Consider the following 15732-nt stretch of genomic DNA (forward strand, 5'->3'; position numbering starts at 1 on the left):
ACAGCATATCCTGTGGATAGGTGATTGGGCATAACTTCTTGTATAGGCGATGATTTGTGAATATCTTTCAAGGCGTTGAATTTCATTCACATTTCAGCGGGCGCAAAAAGTTGGTAAATTGGTGTTTTGCGAGTTTTTCCTATATAAGTTGAGTTTACCGATTCTGTTAAGAAAGACCTTTGAATAGTGTCAAATCTAACTCCGCCACCCGGTTCAGATGATGCCAATGGTCCAATTGGGCCGAGCGGTATCGAGCCGATTTCAATCGTTGAGGAAATGCAGCGTTCCTATCTCGATTATGCGATGAGCGTAATCGTGAGTCGCGCGCTTCCTGATGTGCGCGACGGGCTGAAACCTGTTCATCGTCGTATCATGCATGCGATGAATGAAATGGGGCTTGCCTGGAACAAACCATATCGTAAATCCGCCGGTGTCGTCGGTGAGGTTATGGGTAAGTATCACCCGCATGGTGATGCTTCTATCTATGACGCGCTTGTGCGTATGGCGCAGGATTTCTCGCTGCGCGAACCGCTGATCAACGGGCAGGGGAACTTCGGTTCCATCGACGGTGATCCGCCGGCTGCGATGCGTTATACCGAGTGCCGTCTGCAAAAAGTGTCCGAATATTTGCTGGCCGATATCGATAAAGATACGGTTGATTTTCAGGATAACTATGATGGCCGCGAGCATGAGCCACGCGTTTTGCCTGCCCGTTTTCCAAATCTTCTGGTCAATGGTTCGGGTGGTATTGCTGTTGGTATGGCTACCAATATTCCACCGCATAACTTGGGCGAAATTATCGATGGTTGTATCGCGCTGATCGACAATCCGGAAATCAGCCTCGAAGAAATGATGGAAATCATTCCGGGGCCTGATTTTCCGACCGGCGGTATCATCCTTGGTCGCTCCGGTATTCATTCAGCTTATAGCACAGGTCGCGGCTCTGTTATTATGCGTGGCCGCACAGCTATCGAGCCGATGCGCGGTGATCGTGAAGCCATTATTATCACTGAAGTTCCTTATCAGGTAAATAAGGCGACAATGATCGAGAAAATGGCCGAATTGGTGCGCGACAAGCGTATCGAAGGCATTTCTGATCTGCGTGACGAATCCGACCGTGACGGCTACCGTGTTGTGGTGGAATTGAAGCGTGATGCTGTTGCTGATGTGGTACTGAACCAGTTGTTCCGTTACACGCCGCTGCAAACATCTTTCGGCTGCAACATGGTTGCGCTGAATGGCGGTAAGCCGGAACTGATGGTGCTGCTGGATATGCTGCGCGCATTTGTGGCGTTCCGTGAGGAAGTTGTTACCCGACGCACCAAATTCCTGCTCAATAAAGTCCGCGAACGCGCCCATGTCTTGGTTGGTTTGGCCATTGCTGTTGCCAATATTGATGAGATCATTGCTCTGATCCGCCGTGCGCCGGATCCGACAACTGCACGTGAGCAGTTGATGGAGCGTCGCTGGCCTGCTGCTGATGTGGCACCGTTGATCCGTTTGATCGATGATCCACGTCACAAAATTAATGAAGACACTACTTACAATCTGTCTGAAGAACAGGCTCGTGCAATTCTTGAATTGCGCTTGCAGCGTCTGACCGCTTTGGGTCGTGATGAAATTGCCGATGAATTGAACAAAATCGGTGAAGAAATCCGTGAATTCCTTGCTATTTTGGCCTCGCGTGAGCGCGTGATGGGCATTGTGAAGGACGAACTCAAAGCTGTTCATGATGAATTTGCCACACCACGCCGTACTGAACTTGGTATGGGTGGCGCTGAAATGGATGATGAAGATCTGATTGCGCGTGAAGATATGGTGGTGACTGTCAGTCACGCCGGTTATATCAAGCGCGTGCCATTGGCGACTTATCGTGCGCAGCGTCGTGGCGGTAAAGGGCGTTCAGGTATGACAACGCGCGATGAAGATTCGGTCACACGTCTCTTTGTTGCCAATACGCATACGCCCGTTCTGTTCTTCTCTTCACGCGGGATCGTTTATAAAGAAAAGGTCTGGCGTCTGCCGATCGGTACGCCGCAATCACGCGGCAAGGCACTGATCAATATGCTGCCATTGCAGCAGGGCGAACGTATCACCACCATTATGCCATTGCCTGAGGATGAAGATTCATGGGCAAATCTGGATGTGATGTTTGCAACAACGCGCGGTACTGTGCGTCGTAACAAGCTGAGCGACTTTGTTCAGGTTAATCGCAACGGTAAAATTGCGATGAAACTGGAAGATGACGGTGATGAAATTCTCTCGGTTGATACCTGTACCGAATTTGATGATGTATTGCTGACAGCCGCTGGCGGCCAGTGTATCCGCTTCTCTGTGACGGATGTCCGCGTCTTTGCCGGACGTAATTCTATCGGTGTGCGTGGTATTAATCTTGCCGAAGGTGATCGTATCATTTCAATGGCAATTCTCGGCCATGTGGATGCAACACCGGCTGAGCGTTCTGCCTATCTGAAGCGTGTCATTGCGGAGCGCAGAAATGCATCCGGAGACGAGGCTGAAGATGTGGTGGATACACTTGAAGAAGCCGTAGAAGATGCGGAACTCAGTGATGAGCGCTTTGAAGAGCTGAAAGCCCGCGAGCAAACTGTTTTGACCGTGAGCGAGTTTGGTTACGGCAAACGTTCTTCGTCTTATGAGTTCCGGATTTCGGGTCGTGGCGGTAAGGGTATTCGCGCAACCGATACATCGAAAACAGATGAAATCGGCAAGCTGATTGCTCTGTTCCCGGTTGAGCCAAGTGATCAGATTTTGCTGGTTTCTGATGGTGGTCAGCTGATCCGCGTTCCGGTTGAAGGTATTCGCATTGCCGGTCGTTCCACCAAGGGCGTAACGATCTTCAACACCGCTGATGGTGAAAAGGTTGTGTCCGTCGAGCGCATTTCAGAAACTGAAAGCGACGATGAAGACGAGGGTGATGCGGTAGTTCAAGGTGACGAGGGGGAGCAGGCCAGTGCTCCTGAAGTGTCTGAGCCAACACCGGATGCAGAATAAAAATTAAATAAAAAAAGAAGGGCGGCGCTTTAAAAGCGTCGCCCTTTTTAAATGCCAAGACTGGAGGGAATTGGCGTTTCATCGGGAGGTCAGCTTTCTTCTCTTTCGAGGAGAAATATGTAAAATTGTTTTAAATCAGTAATTTATGAATTTTACTTCATAAATACGTTTGATTTTAACGGTGACAGCATGCCCGGACATTTAGAAGTTCCGGTTATTATGCATTGCATGCCAAGAGATAGCGCCTCTTGATTTGTTCTGACGCTTGGATGCACGTTCTTCCAGGAGCAAAATAATTGCCGAGGCTGTCATTGCGATCATCATGGATAAAGCGAGTAGAAAAATCATCATCTCCGTTTCCTTTCATTTGGAAAACGCGAGATGTGCGATTTGGTTTCATCTTCGTTAAAATTTATTGTAAAAAAATTCTTAAAATTAAAATGATTTGTCAAATTGAAGCATCCTTTAATTAATAATATTCAGGCCATTTCCGCACAGTTTGTGAATTTTGATTGAAACCTTGCCGCATTTGCATGATAGATTTGTTTTTCCTTATTCGGCATGTTGAAAATGGTGCGTAAAAAGGCTAGCTGGAAGATATGACAACAGCGATTTATGCGGGCTCTTTTGACCCGGTCACCAATGGCCATATGGATGTTTTGAAAGGTGCACTGCGTCTTTCCGAGCGTGTGATCGTCGCAATCGGTGTTCATCCTGGAAAAAAGCCGCTTTTTACGTTTGATGAGCGTCTGTCGCTCATTGAACAGGCCGTTTTTGATGTTTTGGGTCAAGATGCCAAATCGCGTATTTCTGTCATTTCATTTGATGGTTTGGTGATCGATGCAGCCCGCATGTACAATGCACAATTGATGATGCGTGGCCTTCGTGACGGCACCGACCTTGACTATGAAATGCAGATGGCCGGTATGAACGGCATTATGGCACCGGATTTACAGACAGTATTTTTACCGGCCGATCCGGCTGTTCGAACGATTACTGCCACATTGGTTCGTCAAATTGCAGCGATGAAGGGTGATATTTCACCCTTTGTACCCGCTTGTGTGGCAAGTGCTTTAAAAGCCAAATTTCAATCCTGACATCAGGGAGATCATATAATATGTCATTTCTGCATTCGGCTCTGGCCGCAACAACTCTCATGGCGATGGCTTTTACCTCGTCAATCAGCGCTTATGCGGCAGATCCAGAAAATACCGTTGTTTTGACCCTGAAAGACGGCGATGTAGAGATTGCACTCAAGCCTGATGTTGCACCAAAGCATGTTGAGCAGATTAAAAAGCTCGTGCGTGAAGGTGCTTATGACGGTGTTGCATTCCACCGCGTGATTCCAGGTTTTATGGCGCAGACCGGTGATGTGAAATTCGGCAATCTTGACAAGAATTATAACGCCACCCGTGTTGGCACTGGTGGCTCGCAATATGCCGATATTCCGGCTGAATTTTCCGACAAGCCATTTGTGCGCGGTACAGTTGGCATGGCTCGCAGCCAGAATCCGAACTCAGCCAATTCGCAGTTTTTTATCATGTTCGATGAAGGGTCTTTCCTCAATGGCCAATATACGGTCATTGGTGAAGTTACCAGCGGCATGGAAGCTGTCGATAAGATAAAGAAGGGTAATGAAGCTGATAATGGTTCAGTCGAAAATCCGGACAAGATCGTCAAAGCAATTGTTTTGAGTGATCGTAAATAAGATTTATGCGGCCAGCTTGTTTGGCCGTATGAACGATTAAATTTTCGCCGCTGATGCAGATGCTGAATGAAAGCGGTAAAGATAAAACAAACAGGAGAGGCCAGATGGCTTACAAAGATCCAGAAAATATGCTCATTCTCGAAACCACCAAAGGTACAGTAGCAATTGAGCTTTTCCCAGATTTGGCACCTGGCCATGTTGCACGTATCAAAGAGCTGGCACGTGAAGGTGCTTATGACGGCGTTGTTTTCCACCGCGTTATCAATGATTTCATGGCGCAGACCGGCGACGTGAAATTCGGCAAGCAGGGTGGCGCAAGCTTCAACCCTTCACGTGCTGGTATGGGCGGTTCCGACAAGCCGGATTTGAAGGCCGAGTTTTCGAATGTAAACCACAAGCGTGGTACCGCTTCGATGGCACGCAGCCAGAACCCGAACTCCGCCAACTCCCAGTTCTTTATCTGTCTGGCGGATTCCCCGTGGCTCGACCGTCAGTACTCCGTATGGGGTCAGGTTGTTGAAGGTATGGATGTGGTTGACCAGATCAAAAAAGGTGAGCCTGTTGTTGATCCGGACAGCATTGTATCGGCTAAAATTGCTGCTGACGTTAAATAAAGCTCACATTAGATAAGTGTGGCATTCAATTAGAATTGCATAAAAAATACTGGATGGCTCCGACAGTTGCTTTATAAGCACTGTCGGAGCCGTTTCTTTTTGATGTTTCTTTTTGGATGAAAAATAATGCGTGTTGATTTGTTTGATTTTGAACTTCCGGAGCAAAATATTGCACTGCGCCCGATGGAACCGCGTGATCACGCGCGGTTGCTTTATGTGCAGCCGGATCAGGATCAGGCGAATATTTTACAAGATTTGCGCGTTGATGGTCTGGCTGATTTATTACAGCCGGGCGATGCTTTGGTTTTCAATGATACTAAAGTTATTCCGGCGCAGCTGGAAGGTATACGTGAGCGGGACGGCAATGTGGCACAAGTAAGTGCCACTCTGCATATGCGCGTGGGGCCTGATCGCTGGAAAGCATTTTTACGCCCCGCGAAACGGGTGAAACAAGGTGAACGTATTCGCTTCGGCCATAAGGGCGAAGCATGCAGCTACGGAACCTTGGAAGCAACAGTTGCAGAAAAGAGCGAAAGCGGCGAAGCGCTGCTGGTTTTTGATTATTCCGGTGTGTTTCTTGATGAAGCAATTGCGCTTGTCGGCCATATTCCGCTGCCGCCTTATATTGCTTCAAAGCGCCGTGAAGATGAGCGTGATCTGACCGATTATCAAACCGTATATGCACGCGAAAAAGGTGCAGTTGCGGCTCCTACGGCCGGATTGCACTTTACGCCGGAATTGTTGAACGCTTTGAAAGAACGCGGCATTGAGCAGCATTTTGTCACGCTGCATGTGGGCGCCGGCACATTTTTACCGGTTAAAACCGATGATACGGCTGACCATAAAATGCATTTGGAAATCGGTTATGTGTCAGAAGAAACAGCTTCTGCGCTTAATGCGGTTCATGCACGTGGAGGACGGGTGATTTGTGTTGGCACCACATCTTTGCGCCTGATTGAAAGTGCGGCAACAAAAGACGGGCAAATCAAGCCTTGGTCGGGTGCGACTGATATTTTCATCACACCCGGTTATAAGTTTAAGGCGGTAGATTTATTGATGACCAATTTCCATCTGCCGCGCTCGACCTTGTTTATGTTGGTTTCAGCTTTTGCTGGAATGGATATCATGCATCAAGCTTATAAACACGCGATTGAAAACAGCTATCGCTTCTATTCCTATGGCGATGCGAGCCTGTTGAAGCGCGCCTGAGCAGGGCTGAGGCTTTGGCACTTTCAAACCATTTGTAAATGCGGTATGGCGTGATTTATGACAAGCGAAAATTTTACTTTTAAAGTTCTGGCTCGTGACGGAAATGCCCGTCAGGGCGAGGTTTCCATGCCGCGCGGCACCGTACGTACCCCTGCATTTATGCCGGTGGGGACGGCAGGTACTGTGAAAGCCATGTATATGAATCAGGTGAAGGATTTGGGCGCGGATATTATCCTCGGCAATACCTATCATCTGATGCTGCGTCCCGGTGCAGAGCGCGTTGCCCGCCTTGGTGGTTTGCATGAATTTGGCGGTTGGAAAGGCCCGATTCTTACTGATTCCGGTGGTTTTCAGGTGATGTCGCTGGCCAAATTGCGAAAATTGAACGAGCAGGGCGTAACTTTCCGCTCGCATATTGACGGGCGCGCATATGAAATGTCGCCGGAGCGTTCTATTGAAATTCAGGGGCTGCTGGATAGTGATATTCAAATGCAGCTTGATGAATGTGTTGCGCTGCCTGCAAAGACCATTGAGATCGAACGTGCGATGGAGTTGTCATTGCGTTGGGCCGAGCGTTGCAAGGTTGCATTCGGCGATCAGCCGGGCAGGGCGATGTTTGGTATCGTGCAGGGTGGGGATGATTGCCGATTGCGCGAACGTTCAGCGCAGGCGCTGAAAGACATGGATCTTAAAGGCTATTCCGTTGGTGGTTTGGCTGTAGGCGAACCGCAGGAAGTGATGCTTGACATGCTGGAGATCGTCTGTCCGATTTTGCCGGGCGACAAGCCGCGTTATCTGATGGGGGTTGGTACTCCGGATGATATTTTGAAGTCGGTTGCCCGCGGTATTGATATGTTTGATTGTGTCATGCCGACCCGTGCCGGACGGCATGGCTTGGCCTTTACCCGTTTTGGTAAGATCAACTTACGCAATGCACGTCACGCCGATGATCACCGTCCGCTTGACCCTGAATCAGATTGTCCGGCAGCGCGTGATTATAGCCGTGCTTATCTGCATCATCTGGTCAAATCCGGCGAAACACTTGCCTCTATGTTGCTGACATGGAACAATCTTTCCTATTATCAGGATTTGATGAAAGGTATTCGTGCCTCTATTTCAGCAGGCAATTTTGCCGAATTCTCAGCTTTGACAGCAGAAAGCTGGACGCGCGGCGACATTCCAGCACTTTAAAAAGTATTAATTCGTAATAAGGGAGCTTCATTTTTAAATAATGGTGCTTCCTTATTTGGTTTTTAATATATTTTTTAATTTAATTGTCACAGTTCTGTGAATTTAAGAATTATTCTAATATTAATACTTTTATTTTTTTGATCTATATTCACTTCAACTATTTCTCTATTGTTGTTAAATAATATCTCTGACAAATCATGATTGATATCAGATAGCATCTTTTATTTTACACTTTTTTAATCTATTCTCCGCGCAACGCTTAGGCTGATAAAATTAGCCGGATCGCATAAATCATGCGCACATGTTTTAAATAAAAACCAACGTACTTGCTTAATACCCGCATATGACCTTTGAATGGTGCAGGAAAGTGAGTGCGCTAGAGCACACCGGGAGTGCTAAAAGTCAATGATTAAACGCCTTTTATTGGCAATTGTATTTCTGGCAATCGTTGTTGGCGGTCTTGTTGGATTTAACCTTTTCCGTTCGAAAATGATCGCGGATTTCTTCGCAAATATGCCGCAAAAGACGATGACAGTTGCAACCATTACCGTGGAACCGACAGTCTGGACACCCGGATTGGAGGCAATCGGTTCTGTCAATGCATCCGAAGGTGTTGATCTGACATTTGAAGTTGCGGGCATTGTGAACACGATCAAGTTCAAAGCCAATGAAAAGGTTAAGCAAGGGCAGGCCCTTGTGCAGCTCGATGACAGTATTCAGGTGGCTGATCTGGTTGCAGCTAAAGCCTCTGCCGTCTTAAGCGATCAGAATTTGAAGCGCGCGCAAACATTGCGCACCCAAGGTGTTGGTGCAGTTTCCAATGTGGACACAGCAGCAGCATCGGCTGAATCTGCTCGCGCACAGGTAGCCAAACTGGAAGCCGTTTTAAAGCAGAAGACACTTGTTGCGCCATTTTCAGGCACCATGGGGATCGCCAAGATTGATATCGGTCAGTATGTGACACCGGGTCTTGTTATTGCAACCTTGCAGAATATGGACACGATGCGTGTTGATTTTACGGTCACTGAACAATCATTCGATAAGTTGAAATTGGGCCAGACCATCAAAGTCAATCCGAACAATAATCAGGAATTTGAAGGTAAAATTATCGGTATTGATCCGAAAATTGATCCTTCTACACGGTTGGTTTCGGTGCGTGGTCATATTGAGCATGTCGATGGTCAGCTCAATCCTGGACAGTTTGTTCAGGTGACAGTCGAATTGCCGCAAGAAAACAACATTATTACAATACCGCAAACTGCTGTCACTTCCAGCCTTTACGGTGATTATGTCTATATTGTCCGTCCTGTGAAAACGGAAGATGCATCTGCTGATGCGAAAGAAACCTTGGCGGTTGACCAAGTTTTCGTTCAGCTTGGCCGCAGGCTAAAAGGTATTGTAGAGGTCACAAGCGGTGTTAAAGATGGCGATATTGTCGTCTCTGCCGGTCAAAACAGGCTCGCTCCGAAGATGCATGTGGTTATCGACAATAGTGTCAATCCTGCCAATCCGGCAACAGCGCAATAGGCGGGTCAGATGAGTTTTTCTGATATCTTTATTAGGCGACCGGTATTGGCGACGGTAACGTCGTTGCTGATCCTGTTGCTTGGCGCACAGGGAATTTTTCAGCTTTCCGTGCGAGAATATCCGAAAGTTGATGAAACGGTTATCACTGTCACCACAGCTTATGCGGGTGCAAGTGCGGATCTTATTCAAGGTTTTATCACTGCGCCGATTGCACAAGCTGTCGCGACGACTGAAAATATTGACTATGTAACATCTTCCAGTAATCCGTCGATGAGCACGGTAACGGTTCAGATGAAGCTTGGTGCAAATCCCGATGCCGCGTTGACTGAGGTGATCGCTAAAGTTAATCAGGTACGCGGTAATTTGCCGTCAGAATCTGATGATCCGGTGATTGTGAAGGGTACGGGGCAGAATTTTGCTACCATGTATCTCGCAGCTCAAAATCCGAATATGTCGGGCGAACAGATTACCGAATATCTGGAACGTGTGATCCAGCCGCGGATGTCTACCATTTCCGGTGTGGCGGAAGCTCAGATTTTGGGTGGTAAAGTTTACTCGATGCGTGTCTGGCTCGATCCGATCCAGATGGCGGCGCGCGGTATTACTGCTTCTGAAGTTCTGGCGGCGATTAAAGCATCCAACTTCTTGTCGGCGCCGGGTAAAACCAAAAATGAATATGTGGCAAGCTCCATTACGATGCAGTCCACATTGCAGACGCCGGAAACATTCGGTGCGATGCCGGTTAAAAGCAATGGTGATGATATTGTGCGTTTGCGCGATATTGCTAAAGTTGAACTGGCGGCAAAAAGTAATGACACAATCGTTTCGTTCAACGGCAGTGAGGGGACATTTCTGGGTGTTTTCCCGACGCCTGCCGCCAATCCGATTGACATGGCGGCTGCCGTGAACAAAGAGCTGCCTTCCATTCAGGCATCACTTCCTGAAGGAATGAGTATTGTTCTGGTTTATGATGCGACCGAGCAAATCAGTTCATCTATCCGTGAAGTGTTCACCACTATTGCGGAAGCGATGGCGATTGTTATTGTCGTGATCATCATCTTCCTTGGCTCGTTCCGCTCGGTTCTGATTCCGATCGTTACCATTCCGATCTCGATGATCGGTGTGTGTTTTTTCCTTTATATATTGGGTTTTTCCATCAATCTTTTGTCACTGCTGGCGATGGTGCTTTCCATCGGTCTGGTGGTGGATGATGCGATTGTGGTTCTGGAAAATATCCACCGTCACATTGAGGAAGGCCTCAAGCCGATGGATGCTGCCTTCAAGGGCATGAAGGAAATTACCAGCTCGATTATCGCAATGACCATTACATTGGCGGCTGTGTTTGCGCCGCTTGGTTTTACCGGTGGATTGACCGGATCGCTGTTCCGTGAATTTGCTTTCACGCTGGCAGGTGCGGTGATTATTTCCGGTTTTGCTGCGCTGACTATCTCGCCGATGATGTGCGCGCGCATGTTGAAACATGGCGAACAAACCCGTTTCCAAAAGTTTATTGACCATTATTTTGGTCGATTGGAAGCCGGTTACGAGCGTCTTGTTTCAGGTTCTTTAAATTATCGTCCGGTAACCTTGCTGATCGTTGTTTCGCTGGTTGGTCTGACGGGCTTCTTGTTCGTCAACACATCCAGCGAACTGGCTCCTGAAGAAGATTCCGGCGCGTTATTCTCACTCTTCAATGCACCGCAATATGCAACTTCTGCTTATACGGATCTTTATGCCAAGCAGATTGATGAACTGACTGCTGATCTTCCGGAATTGCAGACACGCTTCAATATTGTCGGCATGGGGGGCGGAACCACGCAAGGTATTGCGCTTTGGGTGCTTGATGACTGGAAGGACAGAACACGCAGCCAGAAGGAAATTCAAACAGATCTTACGAACCGCATTGAAAAGGTTACAGGTGTCGAGGCGTTTATTTTTGCTCCCCCTTCATTGCCAGGTACCGGGGGTGGTCTGCCGATTTCGATCGCTTTGCAGTCAACCGGTCCATCTGATCAGGTTTTTGAAGTCGCAGAAGAAATCAAAAATGCCGCACAAGCCAAAGGCGAGTTTATCATTGTTCAAAACTCGATGTCCTTTAATGCGCCGCAAACCACTGTCGCGATTGATCGTGACCGTGCCGCAGCACTGGGTGTGCATGTCAGTGAAATTGGGGCGACACTTGGTGTTTTGACCGCGGGCGCTTCGTTTGTGAAGTTTGACCGTGATTCCCATAGTTATGATGTCATTACGCAGGTTCCGGATGATTTCCGTGCTAACCCTGAAAATCTCGGCAACTACTATGTGCGCAGTGCGTCGGGTGAAATGGTGCCATTGTCGGCAGTCATTAAAGTGACGGAGAATGCCTCTCCTGCGGCCATTGAACAGTTTAACCAGCTGAACTCCGCAACAATTTCCGCATTGCCGATGCCGGGCGTGACAACAGGGCAAGGATTGGCAACCTTGCTAGACGTTGCACGTGAGACGATGCCGGATGGTTTCTTTATCGATTATTCCGGTCAGTCACGATTGGAAGTGGAGCAGGGCAATACCATTGCGATTGCTTTTGGTTTGGCGGTTGTCGTAATTTATCTGGTTCTGGCTGCACAGTTTGAGAGCTTCCGCGATCCGCTGATCATTATGATGTCTGTACCACTGTCGATTTTTGGTGCGATGGTTCCGCTGAATTTGGGCCTTGGTACGCTCAATATCTATACGCAGGTTGGTCTCATCACCTTGATCGGGTTGATTACCAAACATGGTATTTTGATGGTGGAGTTTGCCAATCAGCAGCGTGAGCTTGGGCTTTCTCGCCGTGAAGCAATCATCAAATCGGCTGAAACACGTTTACGTCCGATTCTGATGACAACGGCTGCTATGGCGCTTGGTGTTGTGCCACTGATTTTGGCATCAGGTGCGGGCGCTGCGGCACGTTATTCGATGGGGCTGGTGATTTTCACCGGTGTGACTGTCGGAACCGTCTTCACGCTTTTTGTGGTGCCTATGTTCTATACATATATTGCCAAAAAAGACGTAGCACCGGTCCAGGAAAACACAGCAACCGGACATCAAAATACTGATGCTTCGCCGTCACAGGCATAAGTGATCGGAACCTAAAATTTAAAAGGCGGGCTGGTAAAATAGCCCGCCTTTTTTATTGCACAAATAAGTCATATTTTGGTGAAGCGCACTTGTATTGTTTTGCATGCAATCCATATGAAGCACATGACACCTTTATCCGTTCTAGACCTTTCTCCAGTGCCTGCCGGCAGCACGCCGGCTCAATCTTTGCGCAATACCGCAGAGCTTGCACAACTTGCAGAAAAACTCGGCTACCACCGCTATTGGCTGGCCGAGCATCATAATATGCCGGGCATTGCCAGTGCCGCGACATCTGTCGTAATTGGTCATGTGGCATCTCACACCAAAACAATCCGCGTTGGCGCGGGCGGCATTATGCTGCCAAACCATGCGCCATTAGTGGTGGCGGAGCAGTTTGGTACACTCGCCTCGCTCTATCCGGGACGTATAGATTTAGGGCTTGGTCGTGCACTGGGCACAGATCAATTTACCGCCCATGCATTGCGCAGAAATCTCAATAGTGATGCCAATGCTTTTCCACAGGATGTAGTGGAACTGATGGGTTATTTCCGCCCGGTTGAAGAAGGCCAGCGTGTGCAGGCAGTGCCGGGCGGTGGGCTTGATGTGCCGGTCTGGATTTTGGGCTCCAGCTTGTTTGGTGCGCAATTGGCCGCGATGCTAGGCTTGCCTTATGCTTTTGCCTCACATTTTGCACCCGCTGATATGGAGCGCGCGATTGATATTTACCGCGAGCGTTTTGAGCCATCCGAGCATTTGGATAAGCCTTATGTGATGGTGGGCTTGAATGTGATTGCAGCCGATACTGATGAAGAAGCGCAATTTCTGTTTTCATCGCAATTACAGGCTTTTGTGAACTTGCGCACCGGTCAGCCTGGTTTGTTACCAGCACCGGTTGAAGGTTATATGCAAAATCTGGATGCTTCGGCACAATCGGTTATCCAGCATGCGCTTTCTTGCCGTGTTGTTGGTGATCCGGAGAGTGTTGGCAATGGTATCCACGATTTTATCAAGCGCACCGGTGTTGATGAATTGATGCTGACAGGCATGATCTATGATCATCAAAAACGTATGCGTTCTTATGAAATTGCCGCACAATCCTATGCCAAGGTCGCTGCCTCCTGATTAACTTCTGCCCTGCTGATTTCGGAGAGTAGCCAGTTTTTAAACGCTTGAACAGTCGGCCGCGCCTGACGAGTTTTAGGTGTGACAAAATAATAATGGCTGAGGCTTTTAATCTTATGCGGCCAGACAGGAACCAACTGTCCGGCCGCCATTTCTGCATGGATCAAAAATTCCGGCATCAGCGCAATTCCAAGTCCGGCGATACATGCCTGACTGACATTGGAGAATTGTTCAAAGCGCATAGAGCTGTGCAATGGCTGTTCAATGCCAAGAGTTTTGAACCAGTGTTCCCAAGCATTTAGGCGTGATGCCAGATGAAAAAGTGGCATTTTGAGAAGGTCAGCCGGACCAGTCACCGGGTGCGCTTGCAAAAATGCAGGGCTGCATACCGGCATGACCGTTTCATCCATTAAAAATTCAAAATCGGCATCCGGCCAATCGGGTTGACCTATATGGATGGCGGCATCGAGATTTTCTTTTTCAAAGTCCACTTTGCCAATACGGGTGGAAAAATTCAAAATAATATCAGGATATTGCGCCACAAAGCGCGGTATTTTCGGGATCAACCAACGGGTGCCGAATGTGGGCAAAAGTGCTAAATTAAGCGTGTTGTTGCCCATATGGCTCATTATATTTAAGGATGCTGCACGTATGGCTGCAAGGGCAGGCCGGATGGCTTGCAAATAGCTGCGACCGGCATCAGTTAAAATAACTTGCCTGCTGTTTCTCTCAAATAAAGCAATATTAAGCTGCGCTTCCAAAGCTGCGATCTGACGGCTGACCGCACCTTGCGTCAGGCTGAGCTCATCGGCTGCTTCCGAGAAACTTTCATAGCGGCTGACTGCATCAAATGCTGCCAATGCTTTGGTGGATGGTAGGAGCCGTCGCGATACTGATGTCATTCATCTATGATTAAACGGAATAGATGAATGAGTAAACATAGATTGCTGAAAATACGGACTGGTTGCATAATCGGTTATTCTTATTGGAGAGGCAGGAATTTATATGTCACGCGCAAGTTTTGTTTGGGATGATCCGTTGTTGTTGGATGATCAGCTGACTGAGGATGAGCGGATGATCCGCGATTCAGCCAGAGGTTTTGCCAATGATGTGCTGATGCCGCGTATTGAAAAAGCCTATATGGAAGAATCAACCGATCCTGAACTGTTCCGCATGATGGGGCAGGCTGGTTTGCTTGGCGTAACACTGCCGGAAGAATATGGTGCAGCCGATGCCAGCTATGTAGCTTATGGTTTGGTGGCGCGTGAAGTGGAACGTATTGATTCTGGTTATCGCTCGATGATGAGTGTGCAATCATCTTTGGTGATCTATCCGATTTATGCTTATGGCTCTGAAGAGCAGCGCAAGAAATATCTGCCGGGCTTGGTTTCGGGTGAATTGATTGGTTGTTTTGGTTTGACCGAGCCTGATGCGGGTTCTGATCCGGCTGGCATGAAGACGCGCGCCGAGAAAATCGACGGTGGTTACCGTCTGACCGGCACGAAAATGTGGATTTCCAATTCACCGATTGCCGATGTTTTTGTCGTTTGGGCAAAGTCTGCCGCACATGACAACCAAATCCGTGGTTTTGTGCTTGAAAAAGGCATGAAGGGACTATCCGCTCCGAAAATCGGCGGCAAACTTTCCTTGCGCGCCTCCATCACCGGTGAAGTGGTTATGGATGGTGTTGTAGTCGGTGAAGACGCATTGCTGCCGAATGTATCTGGCCTTAAAGGGCCGTTTGGCTGTCTTAATCGTGCGCGCTACGGTATTTCATGGGGCGTGATGGGCGCAGCTGAAGATTGTTGGCATCGTGCCCGCCAATACGGACTTGATCGCAAGCAGTTTGGCAAACCACTGGCCGGAACGCAGCTTTATCAAAAGAAGCTTGCCGATATGATGACCGAAATCACCCTTGGTCTTCAGGCAAGTTTGCGTGTTGGTCGCCTGATGGATGAAGATCGCATGGCGCCGGACATGATTTCACTGATTAAACGCAACAATTGCGGCAAAGCGCTCGATATTGCGCGTCATGCCCGTGATATGCACGGCGGTAATGGTATTCAGATTGAATATCATGTGATGCGTCACGCGCAGAACCTTGAGACCGTGAATACTTATGAAGGCACGCATGATGTGCATGCGCTGATTTTAGGCCGTGCACAGACAGGCATTCAGGCTTTTTACTAATTTTTACTAAGTTCAACATGACCTGTTGGTGATTGTGCCCGCTCGCATCATTGCGGGCGG

At 48.3% G+C, this 15732-nt stretch carries 11 protein-coding genes; 10 read left to right on the forward strand and 1 reads right to left on the reverse strand.

Annotated features, from left to right (window positions below; genetic code table 11):
• The first annotated feature begins 186 nt into the window (after positions 1-186).
• The 9 genes from gyrA to JNC77_RS07390 all read left to right on the forward strand — a co-directional run bounded on the left by gyrA (position 187) and on the right by JNC77_RS07390 (position 13482).
• Entirely contained in the window at positions 187-3012 is a 2826-nt protein-coding gene (gyrA, locus tag JNC77_RS07350) for a DNA gyrase subunit A (protein ID WP_374830966.1), read from the forward strand.
• 599 nt (positions 3013-3611) lie between these two features.
• On the forward strand, positions 3612-4109 hold the full coding sequence (gene coaD / locus JNC77_RS07355; protein WP_374830968.1) for a pantetheine-phosphate adenylyltransferase: 498 nt from the start codon (positions 3612-3614) through the stop codon (positions 4107-4109).
• A gap of 20 nt (positions 4110-4129) precedes the next feature.
• The gene (locus JNC77_RS07360; protein ID WP_374830970.1) at positions 4130-4720 is read left to right on the forward strand and encodes a peptidylprolyl isomerase; all 591 of its coding nucleotides are present in this window, start codon (positions 4130-4132) and stop codon (positions 4718-4720) included.
• A gap of 104 nt (positions 4721-4824) precedes the next feature.
• Positions 4825-5334, forward strand: a complete 510-nt coding sequence (locus JNC77_RS07365; RefSeq protein WP_374830972.1) for a peptidylprolyl isomerase — start codon at positions 4825-4827, stop codon at positions 5332-5334.
• Positions 5335-5460: 126 nt separating this feature from the next.
• Complete coding sequence (queA, locus tag JNC77_RS07370) at positions 5461-6543, forward strand: tRNA preQ1(34) S-adenosylmethionine ribosyltransferase-isomerase QueA (RefSeq protein ID WP_374830974.1); 1083 nt, start codon at positions 5461-5463, stop codon at positions 6541-6543.
• A gap of 57 nt (positions 6544-6600) precedes the next feature.
• Positions 6601-7734, forward strand: coding sequence for a tRNA guanosine(34) transglycosylase Tgt (gene tgt, locus JNC77_RS07375; RefSeq protein WP_374830976.1), 1134 nt, complete (start codon positions 6601-6603; stop codon positions 7732-7734).
• 405 nt (positions 7735-8139) lie between these two features.
• Positions 8140-9261 carry an efflux RND transporter periplasmic adaptor subunit gene (locus tag JNC77_RS07380; RefSeq protein WP_374830978.1) on the forward strand — a complete coding sequence of 374 codons (1122 nt, stop codon included), beginning with the start codon at positions 8140-8142 and terminating at the stop codon, positions 9259-9261.
• Positions 9262-9270: 9 nt separating this feature from the next.
• On the forward strand, positions 9271-12360 hold the full coding sequence (locus JNC77_RS07385) for an efflux RND transporter permease subunit (RefSeq protein WP_374830980.1): 3090 nt from the start codon (positions 9271-9273) through the stop codon (positions 12358-12360).
• A 123-nt stretch (positions 12361-12483) separates the two neighbouring features.
• The gene (locus tag JNC77_RS07390; RefSeq protein WP_374831149.1) at positions 12484-13482 is read left to right on the forward strand and encodes an LLM class flavin-dependent oxidoreductase; all 999 of its coding nucleotides are present in this window, start codon (positions 12484-12486) and stop codon (positions 13480-13482) included.
• On the opposite strand, the gene gcvA is transcribed toward JNC77_RS07390, so the two are convergent.
• Complete coding sequence (gene gcvA, locus JNC77_RS07395; RefSeq protein ID WP_374830982.1) at positions 13458-14384, reverse strand: transcriptional regulator GcvA; 927 nt, start codon at positions 14382-14384, stop codon at positions 13458-13460. The genes JNC77_RS07390 and gcvA overlap by 25 nt on opposite strands.
• A 103-nt stretch (positions 14385-14487) precedes the next feature.
• Between gcvA and JNC77_RS07400 the strand changes: the two genes are divergently transcribed.
• The gene (locus tag JNC77_RS07400; protein WP_374830984.1) at positions 14488-15672 is read left to right on the forward strand and encodes an acyl-CoA dehydrogenase; all 1185 of its coding nucleotides are present in this window, start codon (positions 14488-14490) and stop codon (positions 15670-15672) included.
• The last annotated feature ends 60 nt before the right edge of the window (positions 15673-15732 follow it).

The sequence above is a fragment of the Paenochrobactrum pullorum genome, from assembly GCF_041929845.1.
In the GTDB taxonomy this organism is placed as follows: domain Bacteria; phylum Pseudomonadota; class Alphaproteobacteria; order Rhizobiales; family Rhizobiaceae; genus Paenochrobactrum; species Paenochrobactrum pullorum.